24 protein-coding genes and 3 pseudogenes are annotated in these 24,721 nt (G+C 40.9%); 23 read left to right on the top strand and 4 right to left on the bottom strand.

Annotated features, from left to right (window positions below; genetic code table 11):
* Positions 1-2 precede the first annotated feature (2 nt).
* The 19 genes and pseudogenes from HLH14_RS09215 to HLH14_RS09305 all read left to right on the top strand — a co-directional run bounded on the left by HLH14_RS09215 (position 3) and on the right by HLH14_RS09305 (position 16,436).
* Complete coding sequence (locus tag HLH14_RS09215) at positions 3-506, top strand: phage virion morphogenesis protein (RefSeq protein ID WP_171532972.1); 504 nt, start codon at positions 3-5, stop codon at positions 504-506.
* Positions 496-930, top strand: coding sequence for a phage tail terminator protein (locus HLH14_RS09220; protein ID WP_171532973.1), 435 nt, complete (start codon positions 496-498; stop codon positions 928-930). Before HLH14_RS09215 ends, HLH14_RS09220 begins: the two co-directional genes overlap by 11 nt.
* Before the next feature lie 8 nt (positions 931-938).
* A complete protein-coding gene (locus HLH14_RS09225) occupies positions 939-1,097 on the top strand; it encodes a hypothetical protein (protein WP_171532974.1) in 159 nt (52 codons plus the stop codon).
* On the top strand, positions 1,097-1,846 hold the full coding sequence (locus tag HLH14_RS09230; RefSeq protein WP_171532975.1) for a phage tail tube protein: 750 nt from the start codon (positions 1,097-1,099) through the stop codon (positions 1,844-1,846). The genes HLH14_RS09225 and HLH14_RS09230 overlap by 1 nt, the downstream gene beginning before the upstream one ends.
* 113 nt (positions 1,847-1,959) lie before the next feature.
* Positions 1,960-2,373 (top strand): hypothetical protein, encoded by a 414-nt coding sequence (locus HLH14_RS09235; protein WP_171532976.1) that lies wholly within the window; start codon positions 1,960-1,962, stop codon positions 2,371-2,373.
* A gap of 76 nt (positions 2,374-2,449) precedes the next feature.
* A complete protein-coding gene (locus HLH14_RS09240; protein WP_171532977.1) occupies positions 2,450-3,013 on the top strand; it encodes a hypothetical protein in 564 nt (187 codons plus the stop codon).
* Positions 3,014-3,096: 83 nt separating this feature from the next.
* Positions 3,097-3,348, top strand: a complete 252-nt coding sequence (locus HLH14_RS09245; RefSeq protein ID WP_235940487.1) for a hypothetical protein — start codon at positions 3,097-3,099, stop codon at positions 3,346-3,348.
* Positions 3,349-3,350: 2 nt separating this feature from the next.
* The gene (locus tag HLH14_RS09250; RefSeq protein WP_328703810.1) at positions 3,351-3,935 is read left to right on the top strand and encodes a hypothetical protein; all 585 of its coding nucleotides are present in this window, start codon (positions 3,351-3,353) and stop codon (positions 3,933-3,935) included.
* A 96-nt stretch (positions 3,936-4,031) separates the two neighbouring features.
* A complete protein-coding gene (locus HLH14_RS09255; RefSeq protein WP_171532979.1) occupies positions 4,032-6,920 on the top strand; it encodes a tape measure protein in 2,889 nt (962 codons plus the stop codon).
* Positions 6,917-7,336 (top strand): hypothetical protein, encoded by a 420-nt coding sequence (locus HLH14_RS09260; RefSeq protein WP_171532980.1) that lies wholly within the window; start codon positions 6,917-6,919, stop codon positions 7,334-7,336. The genes HLH14_RS09255 and HLH14_RS09260 overlap by 4 nt, the downstream gene beginning before the upstream one ends.
* Positions 7,326-9,245, top strand: a pseudogene (locus HLH14_RS09265) (hypothetical protein); the annotation flags it as partial. The gene HLH14_RS09260 and the pseudogene HLH14_RS09265, both read left to right, overlap by 11 nt.
* 139 nt (positions 9,246-9,384) lie before the next feature.
* Positions 9,385-11,001: a hypothetical protein gene (locus HLH14_RS09270; protein ID WP_171532981.1), complete on the top strand. Its 1,617-nt coding sequence runs from the start codon at positions 9,385-9,387 to the stop codon at positions 10,999-11,001.
* Positions 11,002-11,053: 52 nt separating this feature from the next.
* A complete protein-coding gene (locus HLH14_RS09275) occupies positions 11,054-12,328 on the top strand; it encodes a hypothetical protein (protein ID WP_171532982.1) in 1,275 nt (424 codons plus the stop codon).
* Between the two features lie 292 nt (positions 12,329-12,620).
* Positions 12,621-13,007: a hypothetical protein gene (locus HLH14_RS09280; protein ID WP_171532983.1), complete on the top strand. Its 387-nt coding sequence runs from the start codon at positions 12,621-12,623 to the stop codon at positions 13,005-13,007.
* 14 nt (positions 13,008-13,021) lie between these two features.
* A complete protein-coding gene (locus HLH14_RS09285) occupies positions 13,022-15,001 on the top strand; it encodes a hypothetical protein (RefSeq protein ID WP_378321060.1) in 1,980 nt (659 codons plus the stop codon).
* The gene (locus HLH14_RS09290; RefSeq protein WP_171532984.1) at positions 14,994-15,227 is read left to right on the top strand and encodes a hypothetical protein; all 234 of its coding nucleotides are present in this window, start codon (positions 14,994-14,996) and stop codon (positions 15,225-15,227) included. Before HLH14_RS09285 ends, HLH14_RS09290 begins: the two co-directional genes overlap by 8 nt.
* A gap of 59 nt (positions 15,228-15,286) precedes the next feature.
* On the top strand, positions 15,287-15,532 hold the full coding sequence (locus HLH14_RS09295) for a holin (protein WP_171532985.1): 246 nt from the start codon (positions 15,287-15,289) through the stop codon (positions 15,530-15,532).
* Between the two features lie 68 nt (positions 15,533-15,600).
* Positions 15,601-16,176, top strand: coding sequence for a M15 family metallopeptidase (locus HLH14_RS15960; RefSeq protein WP_235940489.1), 576 nt, complete (start codon positions 15,601-15,603; stop codon positions 16,174-16,176).
* Positions 16,176-16,436 carry a hypothetical protein gene (locus tag HLH14_RS09305; RefSeq protein ID WP_171532986.1) on the top strand — a complete coding sequence of 87 codons (261 nt, stop codon included), beginning with the start codon at positions 16,176-16,178 and terminating at the stop codon, positions 16,434-16,436. Before HLH14_RS15960 ends, HLH14_RS09305 begins: the two co-directional genes overlap by 1 nt.
* Positions 16,437-16,459: 23 nt before the next feature.
* On the opposite strand, the gene HLH14_RS09310 is transcribed toward HLH14_RS09305, so the two are convergent.
* Positions 16,460-17,677, bottom strand: a complete 1,218-nt coding sequence (locus HLH14_RS09310; RefSeq protein ID WP_171532999.1) for a tyrosine-type recombinase/integrase — start codon at positions 17,675-17,677, stop codon at positions 16,460-16,462.
* 164 nt (positions 17,678-17,841) lie between these two features.
* Here HLH14_RS09310 and HLH14_RS09315 point away from each other — a divergent pair.
* Positions 17,842-18,075 (top strand): annotated as a pseudogene (locus HLH14_RS09315) (DUF159 family protein); the annotation flags it as partial.
* 7 nt (positions 18,076-18,082) lie between these two features.
* Here HLH14_RS09315 and HLH14_RS09320 read toward each other — a convergent pair.
* The 3 genes from HLH14_RS09320 to HLH14_RS09330 all read right to left on the bottom strand — a co-directional run bounded on the left by HLH14_RS09320 (position 18,083) and on the right by HLH14_RS09330 (position 19,661).
* Positions 18,083-18,547 (bottom strand): MarR family winged helix-turn-helix transcriptional regulator, encoded by a 465-nt coding sequence (locus HLH14_RS09320; RefSeq protein ID WP_171532987.1) that lies wholly within the window; start codon positions 18,545-18,547, stop codon positions 18,083-18,085.
* A 150-nt stretch (positions 18,548-18,697) separates the two neighbouring features.
* Positions 18,698-19,162 (bottom strand): MarR family winged helix-turn-helix transcriptional regulator, encoded by a 465-nt coding sequence (locus tag HLH14_RS09325; protein ID WP_067726085.1) that lies wholly within the window; start codon positions 19,160-19,162, stop codon positions 18,698-18,700.
* Positions 19,163-19,343: 181 nt separating this feature from the next.
* On the bottom strand, positions 19,344-19,661 hold the full coding sequence (locus HLH14_RS09330) for a hypothetical protein (RefSeq protein ID WP_171532988.1): 318 nt from the start codon (positions 19,659-19,661) through the stop codon (positions 19,344-19,346).
* A gap of 521 nt (positions 19,662-20,182) precedes the next feature.
* Here HLH14_RS09330 and HLH14_RS09335 point away from each other — a divergent pair.
* The 3 genes and pseudogenes from HLH14_RS09335 to HLH14_RS09345 all read left to right on the top strand — a co-directional run bounded on the left by HLH14_RS09335 (position 20,183) and on the right by HLH14_RS09345 (position 24,721).
* Positions 20,183-21,709, top strand: a complete 1,527-nt coding sequence (locus HLH14_RS09335; RefSeq protein WP_171532989.1) for a TerC family protein — start codon at positions 20,183-20,185, stop codon at positions 21,707-21,709.
* Between the two features lie 270 nt (positions 21,710-21,979).
* Positions 21,980-22,711, top strand: a complete 732-nt coding sequence (locus HLH14_RS09340; protein ID WP_171532990.1) for a hypothetical protein — start codon at positions 21,980-21,982, stop codon at positions 22,709-22,711.
* 266 nt (positions 22,712-22,977) lie between these two features.
* Positions 22,978-24,721, top strand: a pseudogene (locus tag HLH14_RS09345) (FAD-dependent monooxygenase).

The following is a 24,721-nucleotide window of genomic DNA, read 5'->3' on the forward strand; positions in this document are numbered from 1 at the left end:
TCATGGCAGATACTATTCAGTTTCATGGTCAAGAAAAAATCACGGAGTGGTTAAACAAGGTTTTAAAGCAAGCTGGTGACCATTCCAAGTTGATGCATAACATCGGCTCAGTGCTTGAACATAATACAAAACAGCGTATTAACACAGGTATTGGTACGGATGATAAGCCATGGCAAAAATCATGGCGTGCAAAGCTTCAGGGTGGGACAACTCTGCGAGATACCAGTCGACTCTATAACTCAATCAAGTACACCGTGCTTGATGGAGGTAAGCGTGTCGTTGTAGGTACTAATGTTTTCTACGCTCCAGTTCTGCATTTCGGTGCAACGATCAGGGCAAAAACAGGAAAGTATCTAAAGTTTAAAACAACGATGGGTGGATGGGCTCAAATCCAAAGCGTCATTATTCCACCGCGGCCATTTCTTGGCATGTCAGTCGATGACTCTCAAGAAGTTCTATTTGAAATTGAAGAGTATTTGTTGGAGTTATTACTCAATGCTAAGTGATTATTTTGCAGTTGAACCCAAGATTGTTGAATTGCTTGAAACCAATAAAGACATTTTGGCGGTGAATACACCATTTAGTGTTGATGACATGCTTCAGATTACGAACATTGCACCTGCACTGAATGTAATTTATGTGGGTGACCGTGTCGGCGATAGTGTCGGGCAGGGCCGAGCAAACACGGTCACTCAGCAGTGGCTCATTGTTTTAGCTGTGCGTGACGCATCATCGCAACTTGATCAAACGAGCAATATTCGTAAAGAAGCAGATCCGCTGATTCGTGAATTGCTTGGCAAAATGCAGGGCTTCAATCCTCAAGTTGCAGGTTTTCGATCATTTGAACGCGTTGATGCGGGTGTGCAAATTGGCTCATCGGCAGGCTTTGCGTATTTCCCTTTCTTATTTGAAATCAAATTTATTAATTAGGAGCCGTTATGGTGAAGCAATATAAAGCTTTAAAACCAGTGGGGCGTTGGCAGCAAGGCGACGTTGTTGGTGAGCTAACAGAAGATCAGGTTAAAAAATTGGTAGCTGAGCGTGTGATTGAAGAAATCAAACCACAAACCAAAGCAGTAAAAGAGGATGCTAAATAATGGCGAATAAATACATTTCACTGCAAGGTCGTTTCTATCTTGCTGAAATTACCAACGGTGTAGCAGGTGCATTACGTGCGCTTGGTAACGTACCTGAGTTTGAGTTAGAAATCGGTGCCGATATTGTTGAGCACAAAGAATCAATGACAGGGCAGCGCACCACCGACTTTACGATGGTGAATGCTACTTCGGTGAATTTCTCAGGTCAGCTTGAAGAAATCGATGCTGAAAACTTGAAGTATATTCTGTCAGGTATGAATCATGAAATTGCCACAAAAACGGTGACGGATGCTTCGCTCGGCACGGTTGCTGTTGGTCAAGAAATCAAACTTGATGGTTATAACTTAACTACTGCGACATTTAAAGCTGGAGCAGAAACCATTGATGTATCGAAATACACACTTGATGCTAAGTTTGGTACGGTTACATTTAATGATGTGACTGGATTGACACAGCCAGTATCAGCAACATACACAACTGGCGCGGTGACAAATACCACATTTGCATCCGACTTTAATACAGAATACAAGCTGTTCTTTAAGGGTGTGAATACGGCAAGCGGTGATTCTGTTGCATGTACGCTATGGCGCACCAAGAAGTCACCAGAAACGACTTTCCCATTAATTCATGAAGAATTAGGGCAATATTCGATTTCAGGTCAGGCTTTGGCAGACATTACAAAGCAATCAGATGCATCACTTGGTTTGTACGGCCATATTGTGACAATTCCTGCTGTAGTCGCACCATAACAATAGAATAGGCACAAAGAACTCCACAGGCGCATAAGCGTCTTTTTTTGTGCCTGTTTTTCTTATCAATGTTATAATTTAGGTAGAATTATAAGCATTGGTGAGAAGCAGGTATGGTTTGGACAAAAGAATTAGAATTGGCTTTTGAATCACTTAATCTTTTATTAAGTGGGTGCAAATCACTGGGTTCGGATGAATTTAATAGATTTAATGAATTCGCCCCATTAACAGCTGAACTTATTGCGAATAGGCTGGGCATGCGGAGAACCGAATTAAGAGCGTATATCAATCAAAATGGCGCTATTGAATTTACTCAACTGCAACGAGACCTGCTGCACCAGAAGCAATACAGCCTTCGAGAAAAAACAATGAATAAACCAAATTTTGATGACATCGGTCAAATACCTGTTGTACACGTAAGTGTTCAAAGTACAGGTGGTGAGACACTTATAAGATATGAATCAAATGATAAAAAGCTTTTGAATGAAGTTGTAAGTCAGATTGATAAGAAAGTTTTTTATTATTAATGACCCTTTGTGCCCCCGGTAAAAGCAAAATACATAGCCACCCTCGCGGTGGTTTTTTAATACCCGAGATTCCATCATGAATGATTTTTTCTTAGCAACAAATCGAAGTATTAAGGTTAATGACATTGAGGTTCGCCAGATACAGATGAAAGACTTTGATATCTGGGCAACACATGCCGAAGTGATTAAGAACTTCATTAAAGATAGAGATTATTCAGATGAAATTTTGACAGAGCTATTTACAGATCATGGTGTGCAGGTCTTTTCCACTATGGCTTGTGTGACCGATCTGGATAATGACTCATTATTTAAACTTGCCGCTGATGAGCAAAAGTTCAAACAACTACTTAAAGCGGTTCTGAGTGTAAATCATGCTTATTTCAAATATGAAACGCCAAAACATACAGCAAAGAAACAGACCGTAGAATCCACTTGGTTCGACTCATTTCAGTTTCTGGTATCTATGGGCCACCAACACAGCGAAATCATGCAGATGACCTATGGCGCGTTTCAGGGCTACGTTAAGGCATCAAATAAGCTGTATAAACAGGGAATCTTCAATGCTGCTATTGCAGCGCGTGTGGCCCAGACGGATAAAAAGGGATTTGAATCATTTAAGAAAGAAATGGTTTCTGATTGATCAACCATTCACCTAAAGTTATGATGTAAAAATAATAATTTAGGGTAGTCAGGATGAAAAAATTACTTTTAGTGATGGCCTTGATGGTTAGCACATCTGCTTTTGCAGTGAGTACTGATTCAGTTCGGGGTAGTACTGGCTTTGTAGAGCGCGGGAATTCATACGGCAAAATGATTGATGTGCTTGGTAGTCCAGATTCTTCATACAGTCATATCATTCATGACCGCAATGGTTGGCCACACAAAGCAATCACTTATTCTTATTCGCTCAATAATGTGAAGTACGAAATAACAGTCGTTGATGGCGCTGTTTATAGCATTAACTGGGAGCGATGATTGTGAAGTTGAAATATATTTCAATTGGTGCTTTAGTTTTAATAGTGGCTCTATTTTATTTTATGAACGAAAAAAGTAAAGCAACTACTGAGCGCTTAAGACAGGCTGAAATTTCCCATCAACAAAAAATTGATCAGGAAAAAAAAGACATAACCCAAGCCCAACAAGAACAATCCAAAAAAGCTGAGACAGATGTAAGAGTAAAGGAGTTGCAAGCCAAATATTCAATGGACTATTTGGAGGCTAAGAAGATCATTGAGTCACCAAGAATGGGACAAAAAGACAAAGATTTTTATGCTGGGCTATCTGGGCGATGGGTGGATGCATTAAATATTGCTGGCGCTACATCACGAATAGCTTTATCTCAGCCAGTTAAGGACTTGCAAGATCTTCGCAGAAATCTAGCTGAAAAACAAACTGCCACATATTGTGAAGGCAGAATGAAGGATGAGTTATTAAAGTCTTATGACTTTGCTATTGATGGTTTTTTGAATTTTATGCACAAGAATGAAATTCTATCTAGTGGCTTTATGTCTTTGAGTGGTAATTATCAGCAAAATGCGAATGCTTTGATTGATTACTGTTGATATACCCTAAACAGATAAAGCACACTAGGGTGCTTTTTTAATACCTAAAATTTTACCCGCCATTGAGCGGGTTTTTTATTGCCCGGAGAAAACCAGATGGCAGGGAATTTAGACTTTCGATTAAACCTGTTGGCAAATACCACTGGTCTACAGCAGGGTATGAATGGCGCTAAATTCGCTGTCAATGCACTTGTTGCTGCTATGGCTGCGGTTGGTGTTGGTGTGTCTGTAAAAGGGCTTGCAGATGCAGCAGATAGCTACACAACTCTTTCAGCACGTATTAATATTGCTACAAAAGACGGTGGTGACTTCACATCTGCAATGGCAGGAGTCCATCAAGTTGCTTTGATGACAAATTCAAGCCTTGAGGCTACTGGTAATCTTTTCACAAAGATTAATGATACTGGTAAACAAATGGGGATGACGCAGCAACAAGCGTTAGACCTCACCAAAACAATCAATCAAGCCGTTCAAATCGGTGGTGGTTCAGCGCAGGCAAGTGAAGCCGCACTACAGCAATTTATTCAAGCATTACAGTCAGGCGTTCTTCGCGGAGATGAATTTAACTCCATCATGGAGCAAGCGCCGGGTCTAACCAGTGCCATGGCGAAAGGTATCGGTGTTACGACTGGCGAACTCAGGAAGATGGCTGAGAATGGCGAATTGGGCGCAGAGCGCATAACCAAGGCGATTCAGTCTCAAGCCGGTCAAATTCAAGCAACTTACGATAAATTTCCTACCACTATTGGTAATGCCTTAACCAAAATATCGACTCAATGGCAAATTCTAATTGGCACAATGGATCAGGCCAATGGCGCATCGTCAACCGTTGCAGATTGGCTTGTGGTGCTTGCAGATAATATTGCAGATCTCGATATTGTCTTGAATGATATTGGTGAAGGTTTTGTTTGGGTAGGGGATCAGCTTAAGAAGGTTGACTCAGCAACGATAGAAGCCTTAAAAACTGCGTTAGTAAGTGCTTATGACACAATCAAGGAGCTTGGCTCTACAGTTGGAATAGCTTTTGAAGCAATATTTGATATCTTAAATACCACCCTATCTCAAATATTCAACTTCAATAGCGGTCTTGAAACCGCATCTGATAAAACGAGTGGCCTCACCAAATTATTACAAGCGCTGAATGTTGTTATTGGATTTATTAGTGATGGCTTTTCGGCAATTGGTATTGGTGTAAACCTACTTACTGGCGCAATTTATGATGTTGCATCTGCATTTACATACTGGAAATCTAAGCTTTTATTTGGTGATGCTAAAGATCAGGCATTAAAAGAATATGAAGAACTTGCAGCTAAGGCTCAGGAGTACTACACAAAAGCTTCAAACGGTGCTATGGAATTTAAATCCAAGGGCATTGAAGCTGTAAATGATATTAGCAAAACTCAAAAAGAAAAAGATGCCGAATCAGTCGCATCATCTAAAGCCAAACTAGAAAGCTTGCTTGCTGATCAAAAAACCGAAGTTGATGGAAAGAAAGCCACTGAAGCTGAAAAACTAAGCGCTGTCCAAACCTATGCCGAAGCTGCTATCAAAGCCAATGGCGGTGTCATGGATGGCGTGATGCAAGCTGATCTGTTGACGAAGGGTTACATTGTAACCTTGGGGGAATCAGGCAAGGTTGGAGTCGAGGCGTGGAGTAAAAACAAGGAGGGAGCTGAATCCACCGCTAATGCTACAGATAAAGCTCGAAAAGCGGCAGCAACATTAAAACTTGATCTTTACGAGTTAAAAAATGGCATAACCGAAACTTTTAATACTAATTCAAAAGTATTAGGTGATTTTGCAAATGGTGTTGAGCAGCTCGGCTTTAAAGGTGAAAAAGCAGGAAATGCTATTTATCAAGCATGGTTGAAGTGGCTTGAGACAGCAAAAAGTCAGAATGAAGTCGATGCTGCAATGCTTAAGCTGCAAGAGTTTGGTAAAACAGGGCAGATGTCAGTTAAGCAGGTTGAAATGGGTATGTTGGCGCTTCGTCAAGTTATCCAAAAACTGCCTGCCGACCTTGATCCTGTTGAACAAGCTTTTGAACGATTGGGTATTAAAACCAAGGAGAACTTAAAGCTCGCTGCACAATCAGCTTTAGCTGACTTCAATACTATTCAAGCATCAGGAAAAGCTACAGCCGAAGGCATACGTCAAGCTTATGAGCGAACTATGCAAGCTGCTACAGCTTCCGGTGATGCTGGCGTAATTGCAGCTACTAATGCTAAGGCCGCATCAGCGGGGTTGTCAGTTCAAATAGATGAAACTGGAAAGGCTGTGGTTCAAACTACATCTGAGTGGGTTAAAGCCAATGTTGGTGTTGAGAATTCTGCAAGAGGAATTGGTGATGGGTATCGCCATGCAGGGAATATCGCGCGTGAAGAAGCCAAGTCATCAACAGAGGCATGGAATGAAGCGGTTGCGGCTGCTTCCAAAAACTTTGATGCAGAAATGAAGCGCCAAGGCGAGTCATTAAGTAAAGGGATTTATGACTACAGCTCATACAGCAAAGCCGATGTCTTATCGCAGCTTAAGGGTAAGGGCTATAGTGATAAAGAGGCAGAGAAATTGGCTGGTTCAATCTGGTCTGAAGCAATGGCAGCGGATCGTAGTGCTAAAGAACAAGGTCTAGGCAAGGATGGAAGTCTTGCAGTCAAAGCATTAATTAATGCCGAGTTTAATAATGCAGCATCTAAAGGCTTAACTACTCAGCACGGTACAAACAAAATTAATGAGCTGATGCGTCAAATGACTGCCAGTAACCTTGTGTCTACAGGCCCTTCAACCAAGCCAGTAGATGTAAATAGCCTTGCACCTAATGTCAGTACACCAGTTGCAAGCCCAACTACAACCAATGCATCCAAAGACGTCAATTACAACATTAGCTTTGGTGGTCAAACACTTTCATTGTCAGGATCAGCAGAACAGGAATCAGCAATGAATCAACTGATCAAACAACTTAAAACACAGGCGAAATCAACATGAAGCTCGTTCGCTTAGCAACATCAGAAACCGTCCCATTAGAGGACGGTTTTTTATGGCCTGATGAATTCTCATGGAAGGCCATTGAGCAGACGCAAAACTATGCCATGGATGGCACCTTGCATATTCAAGAAGGCAAAAAGAAGTCAGGTCGGCCCATCACTTTACAACCGGCAGATACAGGAATGGGCTGGATCAAACTTCGACACTTACGGACTGTTTTGGATTGGTCTAAGTTGCAGGATGAGGTTTTTAAACTTCAATTTGAACAGCCGCATGACAACCGGCAATTCACCGTCAAATTTAACCACCAGGATGGCGCTTTAGAAGCGGATCCAGTGAAAGGTATTCCAGCCGTATCACTGGATGATTATTACAACGTGACCTTACGCTTTACGGAGTTAAACGATGGCGATTGAAACTAAAGATTTAGTGATTTACAAGTCTGAGCGCTTGACTGACAACTCGGATGGTGGTGGTAAATATTCTGGCGTTGTGGTTCAGGATGGTATCAGTAACAACCTGTTCAATGATGTGTCAGAGATGGATCGAACCATGGGTGATGTATCCATGCGCAAGGTCTTTCCAGCGGTTACTACTGAAGATACTGATCTGCTCATGGGTGCGACGGTATTTGTATCTGAGCTAGCAGAAGACCCAAACGTGTCAGCACTACTATTCAGCACAAAAAATTGGAATGATGAGCGTCAGTCTGCCCAGAACCGGGTAGAAAATTACCTAGCAAAAGGTGGTCAGATCGCTGGCACACCACTCGATACCCACTGGCAGGGAATGTCATCACTACAGGTGGTGATGTTTCCACAAGAAACCGAGTCTTCTGTGGGTGATACCATTGTTCTGGTCAGTGATGAGGGCAAGGTATTGGAGCGCGAACAGTATGTGCGGATTACCAAGGTAGAGACCCGCACTGCCATCATGGTTATTGATAATAAGAATGTCGAATATAAGGTTGCTACGTATTCCTTGAATGATGCTCTTGAAGTTGACTTTGTCGGATTATCAGCGCGTCAGTGGTACAACGGTGAGAAATCCAAAACCATCATTCGCGATACCATTGTTGCTGATACCGGCCTGTATTACTCATCGACTGCATTGGCTTCTGATGCAAATGTCGGTGAGTTTACAGTGAATGCAAAAAGTATCTTTGCACAACTGATTCCATCGGCTCAGACCGAAACCCCAATTATTGATGTGAATGCAGCCGGTGAAAGTGTGGTGCTAGTTGCGGGTAATACTGGCACCATTACAGCTAGTTATCCAAATATGGTCATTGGTGTGAGTCAAAACCTTTACATTGGCTCAGCTGTGATTCCTTCAAGTGTGGCTTTCACATTACAAGGTCAGCAGATTACTGACCAAGGTGGCTTGCTTAAAAATACTCAAGGCACTCAGGTTGGAACCATTGATTATCAACGCGGACTAATTCAATGGACTGCAGCAGCACCATCCGGAACCGTGAGCTTGAATATCACATTTAAGCCAGCAGCCGCACCGAATCAGTATTATCAAAGTCATGCCATTCCAGTGACTCAAAATAACCAAAGCACAAACTGGACCGGAGTTTTAATTCCGATTCCTGCACCGGGTGCTTTGTCGATTTCATATATGAGTCAGGGCAAGTTCTATGAGCTCAAGGATGTTGGGTCAGGTCAGTTAAAGGCTGCCAGTCCGTCATTTGGTTCGGGCATGATCAATTATGAAACCGGCTCATGGTTATTGACCACCGGTGCCTTGCCGGATGTAGATACACCAATTTTGTTGAACTGGGGCACACCGATTGCAACTTATCAGCGAGCCAATTTACCTGTACTACCTGCGAAGTTTGATTTCAATCTTGAGCAAGAGGCTGTTCTTGCTGGTAGCGTGACAGTAACTTGGGTGTTGGAAGGTGTGACAAAAACAGCAACTTCAAATAATGCGGGTAAATTTACTGGTGATGCAATAGGCTTTATTAATTTTGCATTAGGTAAAGGTGCTTTGATTCCAAATCAGTTACCGCAAAAAGGTACTGTATTTAATTTTAGCTATCAGTTTGGTGATGCAAAAACTCAGGATGTGCCAGCAGCTATTCCAAATGCAAGTCAGCAACTCGCATTTACCGTTGGTACTGGTGCAGCACTGCAACCCAACTCAGTCATGCTTGAGATTCCACTCACATCCGCATTGAGTGACACAATTACCCTCGTTGTCACAGATAATGGCTCTGGCTCACTTATTGATGCTTTTGGTCAGGTGCAAGGGACAGTCAACTATTCGACTGGCGCGGTAAGTATGACTCCGGTTGTTTTAACTTCATCTTTCTATGAAAAGACACCTGAGACTTTTAGCCTCTCCAGCTCAACCCAAAGTGGCTCGAGTTCATCACTACCAACGGCTACAGCAACCACTAGCTATAAGCCACAGTCAAACCCCTGGGCAAATTATGTTGCAGGTTAAGTGAGGAAATATGACAATTTATCAATCACAGCCAAGTAATGTTGCTCTTGGAAATACAACATACAAAGCTTTTTCTGAAACAACAGGAATTAAAGCGCATTACCGCGATGCTTCCGGCAGTACATCTGGCACAAAATCCATAACAAGTGGTGACTTAAAGTTTGATCTCACCTATGGCTTTAGCGAGCAGATTTTATCTGGATCGGTTCGCTTTAAACTCGGTGACAGCACCTTCATTGATCGAGATGGTTTGATTTATCGTGATATCAATCCGAGCAATGGTAGTGGTATTCAATCGGGTTTAATTCGCCTTGGCACTGGTGAAATTGAACTGAGCTCATGGACACCAGGGCAAGCCAATTCACTGACACTTGAGTCGCTAATTACTACGACCGATTTACCACCAATTAATAAAATCAGCTTTAGAACACCAATTATTCCAATCCGTCCGCAGTCGATGACTATTATCGTGACATCGCTTGAATATGGTCAACTCACACTGACCGCTGATGAAAATGGCGTGATTGAAACCAGTCAAGCTCACGGACAGGTGAACTGGGATAATGGTTTTGTCACGATTTACTTCTACATCAAAACCAAGGTTACCGAAGCTAACCGGGCTGGGATTGAAGCAAATGCCTGGTACGACCCATTACTTGAATATCAGGAAGGCGTTGACACTTATATTAATGTCCCTGCATGGGTAGATGCTTCATCGGTACGTTATAACGCTGTGGCTTATACCTATATTCCGCTGGATTCAGAGATTCTGGGCTTATCGGCTACTCGTTTGCCAATCGATGGGCGAGTGCCGATATTCCGAGTTGGCGGTATCGGAATTGTGAGTTCTAGCAAGTCTCAAGAACTACCAAGCGCAATTGCGGGCACAACCTATGAACTGCAAGATCAACGTATTTCATGGGCTGAACTTGAAGATGCCAATGGCGCGAAGGTGTTATTTGACCTTTACACGGTCGATTATGATTATGGCCGTGTGACGCTCGGTGGTGATTTTGTGCTGGGTAATCTGGTTGCACCACTGACAGTCAAATATCGTTATCAGGATATGGGTTTGATCCGTGATGTGCAGATTAATGGTCAGCTGACTTTCACCAAGCCTTTAACCCATAACTATGATGCAATAGATACCATTGTTGGGTCTGCGTTGGTTATTGGCGATATGCAGGCGCGTTATACACGCAAGTTTGTGCAAGGGTCCTGGAGCAATGCCTGGGCAGATGAGCCAAGCTCAAGCATTTTAGCAAATTACAACGACTCGCTGTATCCGCTTCAGGTCACCAATAAAGGTGCGATTCAGGAACGCTGGGCATTAATCTTTACCGATGCACAATCATTCCGCTGCATTGGTGAATATTCTGGCCAGATTGGAACTGGTACCACTAATGCGGACTATGCACCGATCAACCCAGTCACTGGTGTTCCTTATTTTGTCATCAAAAAAGAAGGTTGGGGGGCGGGATGGGCAAATGGCAATGTCCTGCGCTTCAACACCATCGCTTCTAATTTCCCAGTCTGGGTGATTCGCACTGTGAAGCAATCCGAGCCGGCTGTAATTTCAGATCAATTCCAGATCATGCTGCGTGGTGACATTGACCGCGTTATTTAAAATTTAAATCAAATATGACCGCTTTATGCGGTCTTTTTATGGATATATAAAAATGGTCGCAAGTACAGATATTAAGTTTTTTGTGCATACCAATAACAATGCACCACAACTGCAAAATGCTTATGGCTCCATGATTAATGTACTCGATGCCTGTTTAGTAAATGGTATCAATATTGGTGCAGTTTCTTCACTCACAGCATCAGGCACCATAGTCACGGCATTATTCAGCTCTTCACATAATTTGATGCAGTATCAGGTGATTAAGATCACAGGAGCAAATCAGTCTGAATTTAATGGTGAGCATCGAATTTTAACAGTACCGAATGCGCAGAGTGTGACGTTTGAACTTGCAGCAGCACCAAGTGTAAGTACTGCTACAGGTACAATCACAGCATCATTGCCGCCACTTGGATGGGAAAAGCCATTCTTAAGCGTAAATGCAGGCGGTGGTGGAAAAGCTACATATCGCTCAACCAATGAATTTTTGCCAAGTCGTCCATATTTGCGAGTTGTTGATGAGCTCGACCCGCTCTGGAATGCGAACTATGCGAAATTTGCAAAAGTGGGCATAGTTGAAAGCATGATGGATATTGATACGATGCTTGGTGTGCAATCTCCTTACGATCCAACAAACCCGAATAAAAACTGGGTCGGAACAGGAAGCGGATCGGGTGCGATTAATGGGTGGATGAAGTGGTATTATGCGCATGGCGAATCATCAGGACTGCATATTTCTGAACCAAACCAGAGTGATGCATCATCACCAGCCAACGGGGCGAGAAAGTGGATAATTATTGGCACAAAGGATAGTTTTATAATTGCAAATAGTCCGGGTGTGAATACAGCTAATTATTTGATCAATGGTTTTGGTAAATACAAACCTTATTTTGGTGGTGATATTTTTAATGATTACATCTCAGGATTGACATGGTCTGGCTCTGCATCACAATCACCAGAAAGCAGGGGGTGGTCACAAGGTTTGGTTCAAGGCTCAACACTAAACACTATTTTTACTTCTCGCAAACTAAATGGAGGTACTGTTGGATCAACTGGAACAGCATCAGCTCAAAGGCTGACACACAGCGGCTATCAAAATATATCGGCATTAGTTGGTGATATTGGCGAGATTATTTATACAGATGTTGATTTATGGGCAGATAGTGTCTTTAGGGGGAAGCTTCCTTTTATTAAGTGGCTATATCAAGCTCAACCACTCCCGAACTTTCAATTTTTTGAAGACAATGGTGTTATATATCTTGCATTAAATACAGAGTTCGGTTCTCGCTATCAGGGTCAATTATTACTACAGATAGCGGGTGAATTATGAGAGTCAAGAGTGATAGGATTCATCGGCGTTTTATTGGGAAATTCACAGGAGATTCTGATTTTCTTATAAATCGGAAAATTAAAGGCATAGTAAACATACAGGGTAAAAAAGCCTCATTCCCATTGCCGGTTTTTTTACTCGACGCATTGAGCTTAAATCTAATTCAAAAAGCAATGACGGACATGAGTGGAGGTTATCAGTTTGAGTGGCTTTCTCTCCGTCCATATATCATTGTTACCACTATGCCATCCAAGAACTTTAATGCAGTCATTCAAGATAATGTGGTGCCAAAATGAGTAAAACATCCATTAATGCCCGGCTTGCCATGATTCAAGCCTTTGCAAATTTTATGGATAGCGGTAGTCAAAGTGCTACCGTTATTTTTTATGAAGGCACACAACCAGCCAGTCCAGCGATTGTTGCTGATTCAACTAAGGCGCTTGTCACCTTGGTATTGCCAGAACCCTGTATTAAAGAAACTACCGCAACCTATGTGGAGTTGCATCCAACCGATACTGCAACCGTGATTAAAACCGGTACCGCATCATGGGCACGAATTTATAACGGTGCAGGTGAGGTCGCTGCGGATCTGACAGTGGGTACAGATATTAGCTTGGCGAATACCAGCCTTTTACTTGGCGGCTCATTGTCGGCCACATCAATAAAACTAAGACCATAAACTGAGGTGTGCATGTGGGAATTAATAATGAAATTGATGCACATCATATAGACCTCGATTTTAAAAAACCGCTTGAAGTTATTGATGCTCACAATGTTGTTTTAAATTTTGGAGATGGTGATAGTGGTGATGTAGATTTCATAGACGCGGTACTCGATACTGAATTCGGATTCGATGTGGTCGCTGTATTTAGTGAAAGCGCTGATGTTGTTGGTCAAATTGATGCAGTTCTAGATACGAGTTTTAGTTTTGAAATCGAAGCATCTTTTAATGAAAATCTCTGCATCATTGATACTGTTTTAGATACTGAGTTTCAGTTTGAAGTTAAAGCGCTATTCGATATCAATCACCTGGTCGGTGTGTCTTACGGTTTTGATATGCGATATCAGAAAGCGATTGCATGCCTGAGCACCACAGAAATACCATGGGCCAAACCAATCTTAAGAGTCTCGAATGAGGCTCTTTTTTATGATCAGGGATTGGTGATTTCGAATCAGGCAAATATTCAGTATGAGCAAGCAGGATCATTAACTCGAGCGATTAGAACGCTACATGATCAAGCGACTGGATTAACTTCTGATGCATACATTATCTGGGAGGAAGGCAATAAACGCTTTATTCATCAGCGATATGTGCATGAAGAAACCGTCAAGCTGCGTCATAACCAAGAAACAGTCTGGCAGGAAATGATCCGCCGGCGCAAGACTTTTACTTACTCGCATGAGGTAGCACAGGTCTTTGAAAAGCGCTTTTCATTTGAGTGGGATAAAAGCCTTGAGATTATCACCAAGTCAGATCTGCCATGGGATAAAGCCAAAGCGATTCATTATCGCAAACATCCAGTTTTACCTTGGCCAAAGCCTGAACCTGAGCCATATCAAGGTAGTACAGATTTAAACTTTATCTGCTTATGTCATGACGTTGATTCACACAATGTTGTTTTAAATTTTGGTGCAGATGACTGTATTCCAGCGCTGCCGAAAAGGAACTGGTGGTATATCGTGAATGTATTAACAGCCGAGCGATTGGATACCGGCGAGAAGATCAAGGTCATGGATGGTACATACAGTACCAGCCGATCCCAATGGTGCTGGACTTACTCTATTACCGTGGCCCATACCGAAAAAGAAAAGCTGCAGCCGATTGATGGTCAGCCTGTGATTTTAAAGGTCATGATTAATGGTTTTGAGCATCATATCTTGCTTGAAGATCCTGAGGAAACCCGAAAGTTTGCCAGTGTTTTTTACACTTACCCTGGGCGAAGCGTCACAGCTTTAAATTCGGGTAAATATGCGCCTTCACGTTCATTTATTCAAGATAACGAACGAACCTCTGTACAACTGGTTCAAGCTGAATTAGATCGAGCAAATAGTGGCACTGCTTTAGATTGGAAGCTAATCGATGAACTTGGTTGGATCGTTCCGACTGAAAGCCTGAGCTATGCCGAACTTGCACCAATCGATGCAATCAAACAGGTCGTGGATGCCGGTGGTGGCTTTATCTATAGCCAAAAAGTCGGCAATACACTGAGTATTTTACCCAGATATCAAAAGGGTTATTGGGATTCGATGGCTGTTGCTGACTACGACATTCTATTGTCTGAAAGTTTGGTGATGCAGCAAAACATCAAGCAGAACGATGAATACATTGCTGACTTTAATGCTATTACGGTAGTGAATAGCCGCAGCGGTGAAAGTCTGAAAGTACAGCAGCGCAGTACATCCGGCGATGTTCCGCTTGAAACGATTACAGGGCCATTATTTAACGTGGTAGCAGGGGCGAGTTATGGAAAAAATGAGCTGGTGAAAGCCAATATTCAGGAGCTACACACTTTCTCAGATATTCCGGTAAGCTTCGATATTGGCGAGATGCTACCCGGTAAAAGCATTGCATTTAATGGCCTGTGGTGGGGTGTGATTGATGGTGTAAGTGGTAGCTTTTCGCATGAAAAAGTAAATGAAACAATTACTGTGGAGCGTATCAGCCGTGACTAATCCTTTATTTGAATTACGAAAGCTTTTGAATCCCACACATACGGAATACATAGGCACCATCACATCAGTGAAGCATCCCGAATACCGGGTGCAGATTGATGGTGGATCTGGTCCAGTGCTGTGTACATCCGGTACATCCTATAATTTAGGTGCCCGAGTTTTTATTGCAAACCAAGTCATTTTACGACCCGCACCGAGTGGGTCGCATTCACAAATAGAAGTTTAAAACCATTCAACACAATGCACCTTCGGGTGCTTTTTTATTACCAAAATTTAGGGGGCGCAATGGCTGATCGGGCGCATTTAACAGCAGAAACAGCAGCAGTCATTAGCGATGTTGCAAGCAAGACAACATACATCGGTGGTCTGGGTGGATTTTTCGCCTGGATATTATCAATAGACATATTGCCATGGGCGGGGCTTTTTGTGGCAATGGCAGGCTTGATAGTGAATTGGTATTACCGACGACAGGAAAATAAACGCGCTCAAGAAATCCACGACTTAACAGTAAAGAGACTGAGAGAAGATTAATGAAATTAATAAACGAAAGTGCATGGAAATATCTTTCCGTAAAGCTCCCGATCCTGGGGGCTTTTTTAATGCTCGTATTAATCCCTGCATTGCAATGGGCCTTAGATTTTCAAGTGATTCCACAACAGCATCACGCCTTGATTATTGGGATTATTATTCCCGCACTGGCATGGATTGGTAAAAAGATTGCACAGCCTGAATTGCATCAATCCACAAGTTCAGCGCAGATCCAAGCCTTTGCAAATGTGCTACCAACTCAACAAAAAATATTTATGCTCGGTGTACGCTCAATCAGTAATTTAAAAGGCGTGCATCCCGATCTGGTGAAAGTGGTTAAACGAGCCATTCAAATCTCTGAATGTGATTTCACTGTAATTGAGGGTGTGCGTACCACAGCAAGACAAGCCGAACTTGTGAAAAAAGGCGCAAGCCAGACCAAAAATTCACGCCACCTCACAGGCCATGCAGTTGATCTTGGTGCATGGGTAAACGGCACGGTGACTTGGGACTGGAAATACTACTACCAGATCGAAAAAGCCATGAAGCAAGCAGCCAAAGAACTCGATATTCCGATCGAATGGGGCGGTGACTGGAAAACTTTTAAAGACGGCCCACACTTTCAATTACCATGGGGATATAAATAATGACCACACTAACTATTACCGGTGCGCTTTCTAATTTTGTTGATGCTGTGGACATCGGGCGTGAAATTTATCAAACCGCCACAAATGCCATGGATGCAGCCGAAAAAGAGCGTGAGTCTGGTGCTGATAAAAAAGCATGGGTATTGGCGTTCGTGAAATCATTTATCACTGATCTTGGTCAAAATTGGGAACGATGGGCGAAGGTCATTATTACCTTTATTGATTTTGCGAAATCGGTATTTAATAGTAAGCGTTATTAAAAGATAAAGCCCTCAAGTGAGGGCTATTCTTTCCAACTATCCACCATATCAGCCCAGTCTTGCATCATTTTTCTTCTATCATTCAGCCATTTTGCATGATCATAGGTTGCCTTAACTTTATCGCCTTTAACATGTGCAAGCTGCAATTCAATCCAATTGGAATTATAGTTCGCTTCGTTTAGATCCGTGGATGCTGTGGCCCTAAAGTCGTGCATGGTGATATGACTTAAACCCATATTCCGAAAAGCCTGATTCAGTGTTGTAGGCCCAATCATCGTGTCATTATTAACACCAGGGAAAATGTATGGGCTATCAGGGTAGGCGGCAAACTGTGCCTTCAATATATCCACAACCTGATCTGACAGGGGCACAATATGAATCCGGTTTTTCTTCATGTTGCGTTTACCGGCAAGAATGTCAGACTTGGAAGCAATTGGAATTGTCCAGGTGCGAGCCTCAAAGTCAACATACTCCTTTAAGCCTCTGCGAATCTCGACTGTGCGTAGCATTGTATAGATAAGTGCCTTAAGCGCATTCTTAGTACTAATAGAGCCTGTGTATTTATCAATGCTTGGCATGATCAGCTTACGATCTTTAGAATTAACCGGTTGGGCATTCTCAGTTTCTGGACTATGAATATATCCGCGTAATGCATAGGTCGGGTCATTAATCAATCTGTCAGAAATAATTGCATACTGCATGACTTCAGCAATGATTTGTCTGATTGAGATTGCCTTATTCTCACCAGTACCTTTTCCTGATTTTAAAACTCGCTTAATTGCACCATCCATAATATTTTTAACATCTACAGAACTCACATCCTTGATTGGCTTATCTCCAATCATCGGGAAGATATCCACCTCATATGCAAGGTTTCGGACATAAAGCCAATTTTCTGATTTTGCCTTCTTTTTATGGTCGCAATATTCTTTAGCAATCGCTCGGAATGTTTCTTCTTGAGCCTGCATCGCCTCCAAACGTTCAGCTTTCTTGAGTGCAATTGGATCAATATTTTTAGCAAGCTGCTCCCGGAACTCATTTGTTTTTGTTCTGGCATACGACAAGCTTATTTCTGGATACTGTCCGATTGTCAGCATTTGCGGCTTATTTAGAAAGCGATAGCGATACCGCCAAAACTTTTTCCCGGTTGGTCGAACTTCAATACACAATCCAGAATGATCAGCAACACGGTACACTTTTTCTTTAGCCTTCAGCTGTTTGATTTTTAAGTCATTTAACATGATGTGAGTAACGACCATTATGGTATAAAAAGAATTACTCACCATATTACTCACAAATAAAAGGCATGTCATGTAATGCTAGGTTATATGTGGTAATAATACCAATATAATAAAATCAACTAGATAGAAAATAATGAAAGGGAAGGTAATTCAACGTAAGGATGGTGTTGCGTATGGATGCAATTGATCATCCCATGATGAAAGAATTTCATGAGCCAGGAAATGTTAAACGCTCAGTGATTGTTATCCCTCACGAGCGTTTAAATGAATGGCTAAGTTGGAAGTCTCCAGATATCCGATCATTTGTAGAAGGGTTTCCTGAAGATGAATTTGAGTGTTCACATGTACCTAAAGCAAAAATCGAAAAAATAACGCCTCAACTGAATTTTTTCGATTAAGTCTAGCTTAACGTGCTAAATTTTTGAAAATATGCTTCAGGCTTTCCATCATTTTGTCTATTTGTAATGGGGTCAAGCCATCAAAAGATTGTTCCAAAACCACATTGGTGAGGTCGTTAATCTTTTGGGTCATTTGTTGCCCTTTTTCTGTTAATAAAACACGGGTAATTCGGGCATCATCTTCACACGAATAAGTGTCTACTAATCCTTCATCTTTTAGGCGATAGACAATTTTGGTGGTTGTCGACATTTTAGAAATAATCATTTCAGATAAGTCAGAGACACTTGCATGCGATTTCGACTTTAATGCAAGTAAAATCCGGCGACGAGAATTGTCTAAACCATATTTTTTTAAGGCATGATCTACGTTTTGTACATGTTGAGCGTGTACTTGGGTAACCCAATAAAATGGAAAATTATCTAAACTAAAATTTTCGACACAAGGTAAAAATTTACTATATTTTTTTGTCATGGATGTTTCTCCTGTTTTTTAATTGTTGTAATTGTATTTTATTATTGTAACGATTTTGTGAAAATTATTGAATAAAATTTATTTAGTAATATGTCGTGTAGGTAAAGCAAAAAGTAACTCCTGATTAAATTTTTTTAAATGAAACTTAAATTAGTGCGCTAGATTTTTGAAAATATGTTTAAGGCTTTCCATCATCTTTTCAATTTGTAAGGGGGTTAATCCTTCAAAAGATTGTTCTAAAACCACATTGGTGAGATCGTTAATCTTCTGGGTCATTTGTTGTCCTTTTTCCGTTAAGACTACACGGGTAATTCGGGCATCATCTTCACATGAGTAAGTATCAACTAATCCTTCATCTTTTAAGCGATAAACAATTTTGGTGGTCGTTGACATCTTGGATACGACCATTTCGGAAAGATCCGACACACTTGCATGCGGTTTTGATTTTAAAGCGAGTAAAATTCGGCGACGAGAATTATCTAAACCATATTTTTTTAGTACGTGATCGACATTCTGAACGTATTGAGCATGTACTTGGGTAACCCAATAATATGGAAAATTTTCTAAGCTAAAGTTTTCCGGAGAAGGTAAAAATTTACTGTATTTTTTAGTCATGGAAGACAACCCCCTAATTCATTGTTGTAATTGTAATTTTTCATCGAAAAGCATTCTAATCTAAAGCTATTTTGCTTCGCAATACATATTAAATTATTTTTATTGCTTATTAATATATATTAAGTTTTTTATAATGCAATAAGGAAACTTATCTTTATAGGTTTCCTTATACGAATCAAAATTAAGCGTGATCGTTTAGAAGGGACATGGTGTAGCTGTCTTTATCTTGATGAAATCCCACAATACTCTGGGCAAACTTCAACACTTCTTCTTGGACTTCAGAATTGTGATAAGGCTCTGAAAATAACATTGCCGTAGGCATGCCGTGTTGTAAAACGACAGGCATAAGCATTTCAAACTTTTGGTTATTATGCGTGACCACGACCTTAACTTGATACTGATCAAATGATGAATCTAGATTAAGATATGCACCTTCATAGCTAGTATTAGCAATCGTTTTCGACGTTTTATTGAAGGTTAATGCTTTTTCATTTGTCATAGCAAATAATCCCTGTAAATTTTTTTGATTGGATTAGAGACTTGCGCATCTAAGTTTAGCTATCGATTATTTAAGTTAAAAATATCTTGGCTGTTTTTTATTCTAGTGAAAAAAACAGCTTTGGGAACTGATCTTTTTAACAAAAAATTTCTGATATTTGGATTGTACGCTTAATAAATTAGTATATTTATCAAGTAAATATTGTAATAAAATTCATAAAAACAATAACTTATATTGTTATCTTTTGGTTTTTTTTAAATTTTTAGTGATTGTAACAGTTAGATTTGTTCTATTTCCAAAGAAAAAAATCAGACGAATAGATGAAATAAGTCACAAAAATGAGTATGTATTTTGTACAGGTTGGCATTTTTATGCTTGAAAATGAAAAAATCTAATTACAAATTTTATAGTTTGTGCATAATTAATTTATCTATTGTTGAACAGGTCACCTCTATGGATCCGTCGCCGTGCAGGTCTACATTTAATTTTAACCAAATTCATAAAATCGGGGATATAAACTAATGGAGTTTTTATTAGATCCGGGAATTTGGATTGGTTTACTTACCCTTATTGTTTTAGAAATTGTCTTAGGTATTGATAACCTAGTCTTTATTGCCATTTTGGCAGAAAAACTCCCTCCAGAACAACGTGATAAAGCGCGGGTAGTGGGGCTTTCCCTCGCTTTATTTATGCGCTTGGGCTTATTGTTTGCTATCTCTTGGTTAGTCACTTTGACCAAACCGCTTATTATGGTCTTTGATTGGACCTTTTCAGGTCGAGATCTTATTCTTTTGTTTGGTGGTTTATTCTTGGTCTATAAAGCTGTGACCGAACTGCATGAAAAGATTGAAGGCAAACCTGAAGTTAACGTGACTACCAATATTGTTTATGCAAGTTTTGCTGCAGTTGTTGCACAAATTGTGGTGTTAGATGCGGTATTCTCTTTAGATTCGGTGATTACCGCAATTGGTATGGTCGACAACATCTATGTGATGATGGTGGCAATGATTGTCGCCATGGCTGTAATGTTATTGGCCTCTAAATCATTAACTGCTTTTGTAAACCGACACCCGACCGTTGTGATTTTGTGTCTAAGCTTCTTATTATTAATCGGGATTAGCTTGATTGCAGAAGGTTTCGGTTTCCATATTCCGAAAGGCTATATCTATTCAGGTATTGGTGTTGCGATTGCAATTGAAGCATTTAACCAATTTGGTCAGCGCAATGTAGCCAAACATGAATCTAAAATTCCACTGCGTCATCGTACAGCGGATTCTATCTTGAAATTGATGGGTGGCAAAATGGAGACGGTGGCGAATAGCGCTCAACACTTTGAAGCTAAAGAAGCGTTTGCCGATGAAGAACGTTATATGATTGGCGGGGTATTAACCCTGGCAGAAAGATCTGTTGCCTCGATCATGACACCACGTAGCCAGATTTCTTGGGTGGACATTGAAGATAGTCCTGAACAGATTCGTGAACAGGTATTATCAGTACCGCATAGCTTGTTTCCCGTGTGTCGTGGAAGTTTGGATAAGGTGATCAGTGTTGTTCGTGCTAAAGAATTGCTTGATGTAATTGATGATGACGAACAACTCAAAGCTTTAATCAAACGCCATCGTCCGATCTATATTTTCGCGAAAATGAAAGTGATTGATGCCATTAATACCTTGCGCACATCAAAAGGTTCATTGGTTCTGGTGAGTGATGAATTTGGGAATGTACAAGGTTTAATTTCTCCGCTCGACGTGTTTGAAGCCATTGCTGGAGAATTCCCTGATGCGGATGAACAGCTCGATTTAGTGAAAATTGATGATCATACATGGAAAGCATCTGGCATGCTGGATGTGTATCAGCTTGAATTAGAATTGGGCATGATGGATTTAGTCGAAGAAGATGCGGGTTATATCAGTGTTGCAGGTCTAATTTTAGAAAAAACGCACGGAGAAGTGATGTTAGGTACCTATCTTGAGTATCATGGCGTTCACTTTGAGGTGACGGAACTGGATGATAATCGAATTAAATCCGTTTTAATTACGCATCGCTAGAAGGTAATTAGGGACACTAGAAAAAGATAATGAATATCTCTAATTAGTTTCCTTTTCAAGTACTTTGAAAACCCAATAGACAGGTGCTGTTGGGTTTTTATCATTTTGATTTATCTCTAAATGATTAGAAAATAGATGAATTTTGACCTGATTCAGTTAAGATGGAGAGAGCAAGCAACTTAATCAGTCCTAAAATAGCTATTTCTAGGGATGTTGAATGTTAATAAAATGATGAATAATAAAAGTATAAAAACAAGGTAAATGGATCTAATGCGTATTACGGAAAGGATTGTAGATTTTACAAAACTTGCATCTGAACAGAAACATCGTTTTTTTGAAACAATGCTGGCATTTGATCAGCAAATTTTTCCAAATTCTACTGTAGATGAAATTTATGATTTTGTTCATGACGTAGATGCTGTTTCTGTCCAAGTGGTTCATTATTTTCATCAAGATAAACTGATTGGACAAAATATTATTGCAATATTGAAGCTTTCTTTAAATGAAAAACCACTTTTTGTGGTGAGTTCCAGGGCGGGTACTTTAGCTGCTTATCGTAAAAGGAATAGAGCCCTAAAGACTGCCATTCGCATTGCGATCAATTATCGAATTCGACATCCGACGATTCCATTATGGTTTGTACCTACAGTCATACAGCCTAAAATTTACACGAATTTTGCATCCCGATCGCAGAGTTTCTTTCCTCGTAAAGGAAGGAGTATGCCTCAGGAATATTTACAAGTTTTAGATCTTATACAGCAGCGTAAAAATGATGTGCAAAAGCGCAGGGAAGATATTTTTGTCCATCCAGCTGTGATGCCGCAAACGACGCCTGCCGACATTCAGCGATTAAGGAATAAAACAACTCCACATATTAATTTTTTCATGCAGCATGTGCCTGATTATTTTGATGGTATGGGCTTGTTGTGTGTCTGTAAATTAGATTTAAAAACGATTCTTGAAGCAATATTTAATCTGTGGTTCGATCGGCATGTGTATTAAATTTAATTGTTCATCAGCTTACTGGAAGAATGTTCTACATTCTAATTTCTGATTTTCTGCAAAAAAGCGTGGGCAAAAACGCTGACTGATCTTCAAACTAAAGATTCAAGATAAAGATTAAATTTGAGTTTCTATAGCTCAGACTGATATCGCTATAGTTAGTTTTGATAGTTTTTAAATAATCTCGACATTTTTCTTATAGTTCAATAAAAGCAAATCCAATGATTTGGATATGCACATTTAAGTGAATTGAATAAGGAAATGTAATGTCAAATCAGCCTTTTGATACGGATGTTGTGGTGATTGGTACAGGTCCGGCAGGTGCAACGACGGCTTTAGCCTTGGCCACTTATGGTATTGCTGTACACCCAGTTTAATGGCTTGGCAAATTCTCCACGTGCGCACATTACCAATCAGCGTGCGGTAGAAGTATTGCGTGAATTTGATTTAGAAGAAGAAGCTAAAAGCAGGGCAACCCTATGGCAACACATGGGAGAGAGTATGATCACCACCAGTTTGATTGGTGAGGAAATTGCCCGTATCCAGGCGTGGGGAACAGGTGATTTACGTCACGGTGATTATGTAAAGGGCAGTCCTTCACCTTTATTCGATTTGGTGCAACCAGAAATGGAAGCACTGCTAGTTAAACATGCGGTTGCGCGTGGTGCAAATCTATTTTACAACACCGAATATTTGGATCATGAACAAGATGATACGGGCGTTACAGTCTGGTTCTTGGATCGATTGGAAAATCGAAAGTATTCTGTACGTGCCAAGTATTTGGTGGGTATGGATGGAGCACGATCTAAAATCGTTGAAAAAATCGGTCTTCCAATTGAAGGTCATATGGCGCGTGCTGGGACGACCTATGTCCGTTTCAAAGCCGACTTAAGCAAGTATGTGCAACATCGCCCAAGTATTTTGCATTGGATAGTCAATCCTGCCGCGGGCTTTGGTGAAATTGGCATGGGCTTGCTGCGTGCCATTTCTCCATGGAATGACTGGATTGCAGGTTGGGGCTTCGATATTGCACAAAGTGAGCCGCAATATACCCCAGAACAAATCATTCAACGTATTCATACCTTTATTGGTACGGACGATGTCGATATTGAAGTTCAAAATGTATCGGCATGGTATGTGAATCAGGCTTTTGCCAAGCATTATTCAGTGGGTGGTGTTTTCTGCGGCGGGGATGCCGTACATCGTCATCCACCATCGAGTGGTTTAGGTTCAAATACCTGTATTCAAGATGCATTTAACTTGGCATGGAAACTGGCTTTTGTCATTAAAGATTGGGCGAAGGCAGAGTTATTAACTTCTTATAGTGATGAACGTGTTCCAGTTGGACAGCAAATTGTGGCACGTGCCAATCAATCTCGGATGGATTATAAGCACCTCAAAGATGTTTTTGGTTTTGACCAAGGTATAGCAACCACACAACAATTGTTAGATCGACTGAATGCACCAACAGCAGACGCGGCTGAATTGCGTACTCAGCTGAATCATGCTTTGGAAATTAAAAACTTTGAGTTCAATGCGCAAGGTGTGGAGTTGAATCAGCGTTATCAGTCGGTTGCTGTGGTTTTAGATGATGAATGTGATGAACAATGGCAAGCTGATCCACAATTGTATTTACAGGCAACCTCTCGCCCGGGAGCGAAAATTCCACATTGCTGGTTAATTGATGCCAAGAATGGTCAAAAGGTTTCCACACTGGATATTGTGGGGAATGGCAAACTCACCTTGGTGACTGGTTTATCCGGGACTGCGTGGAAACAGGCAGCTGATCAATTAGACCTGCTTTATTTGAATGTGGTGACCATCGGACAGGAAGTGAAAGATGTTTACGGTATCTGGCAAAAGACCTGTGAAATTGCTGAAGCAGGCATGTTGCTGGTTCGTCCGGATGGTTATGTGGCATGGCGCCATCAGGACGCATTGTATGATGATGCAGTCGCTTTGCAGAAATTAACGCATGTGCTAGAAAAAATGAATTATAAAATCGCTTAA

It is taken from the genome of Acinetobacter terrae (genome assembly GCF_013004375.1).
Classification (GTDB): domain Bacteria; phylum Pseudomonadota; class Gammaproteobacteria; order Pseudomonadales; family Moraxellaceae; genus Acinetobacter; species Acinetobacter terrae.

Bases quoted from the DNA above. Each gene is read 5' to 3' on its own strand.
- HLH14_RS09225 (WP_171532974.1), top strand. From the start codon at position 939: ATGGTGAAGCAATATAAAGCTTTAAAACCAGTGGGGCGTTGGCAGCAA.
- HLH14_RS09325 (WP_067726085.1), bottom strand. From the start codon at position 19,162: ATGACTAAAAAATACAGTAAATTTTTACCTTCTCCGGAAAACTTTAGC.
- HLH14_RS09320 (WP_171532987.1), bottom strand. From the start codon at position 18,547: ATGACAAAAAAATATAGTAAATTTTTACCTTGTGTCGAAAATTTTAGT.
- HLH14_RS09245 (WP_235940487.1), top strand. From the start codon at position 3,097: ATGGTTAGCACATCTGCTTTTGCAGTGAGTACTGATTCAGTTCGGGGT.
- HLH14_RS09310 (WP_171532999.1), bottom strand. From the start codon at position 17,677: ATGTTAAATGACTTAAAAATCAAACAGCTGAAGGCTAAAGAAAAAGTG.
- HLH14_RS09295 (WP_171532985.1), top strand. From the start codon at position 15,287: ATGGCTGATCGGGCGCATTTAACAGCAGAAACAGCAGCAGTCATTAGC.
- HLH14_RS09215 (WP_171532972.1), top strand. From the start codon at position 3: ATGGCAGATACTATTCAGTTTCATGGTCAAGAAAAAATCACGGAGTGG.
- HLH14_RS09330 (WP_171532988.1), bottom strand. From the start codon at position 19,661: ATGACAAATGAAAAAGCATTAACCTTCAATAAAACGTCGAAAACGATT.
- HLH14_RS09305 (WP_171532986.1), top strand. From the start codon at position 16,176: ATGACCACACTAACTATTACCGGTGCGCTTTCTAATTTTGTTGATGCT.
- HLH14_RS15960 (WP_235940489.1), top strand. From the start codon at position 15,601: ATGCTCGTATTAATCCCTGCATTGCAATGGGCCTTAGATTTTCAAGTG.
- HLH14_RS09270 (WP_171532981.1), top strand. From the start codon at position 9,385: ATGACAATTTATCAATCACAGCCAAGTAATGTTGCTCTTGGAAATACA.
- HLH14_RS09220 (WP_171532973.1), top strand. From the start codon at position 496: ATGCTAAGTGATTATTTTGCAGTTGAACCCAAGATTGTTGAATTGCTT.
- HLH14_RS09340 (WP_171532990.1), top strand. From the start codon at position 21,980: ATGCGTATTACGGAAAGGATTGTAGATTTTACAAAACTTGCATCTGAA.
- HLH14_RS09240 (WP_171532977.1), top strand. From the start codon at position 2,450: ATGAATGATTTTTTCTTAGCAACAAATCGAAGTATTAAGGTTAATGAC.
- HLH14_RS09255 (WP_171532979.1), top strand. From the start codon at position 4,032: ATGGCAGGGAATTTAGACTTTCGATTAAACCTGTTGGCAAATACCACT.
- HLH14_RS09280 (WP_171532983.1), top strand. From the start codon at position 12,621: ATGAGTAAAACATCCATTAATGCCCGGCTTGCCATGATTCAAGCCTTT.
- HLH14_RS09335 (WP_171532989.1), top strand. From the start codon at position 20,183: ATGGAGTTTTTATTAGATCCGGGAATTTGGATTGGTTTACTTACCCTT.
- HLH14_RS09260 (WP_171532980.1), top strand. From the start codon at position 6,917: ATGAAGCTCGTTCGCTTAGCAACATCAGAAACCGTCCCATTAGAGGAC.
- HLH14_RS09275 (WP_171532982.1), top strand. From the start codon at position 11,054: ATGGTCGCAAGTACAGATATTAAGTTTTTTGTGCATACCAATAACAAT.
- HLH14_RS09230 (WP_171532975.1), top strand. From the start codon at position 1,097: ATGGCGAATAAATACATTTCACTGCAAGGTCGTTTCTATCTTGCTGAA.
- HLH14_RS09235 (WP_171532976.1), top strand. From the start codon at position 1,960: ATGGTTTGGACAAAAGAATTAGAATTGGCTTTTGAATCACTTAATCTT.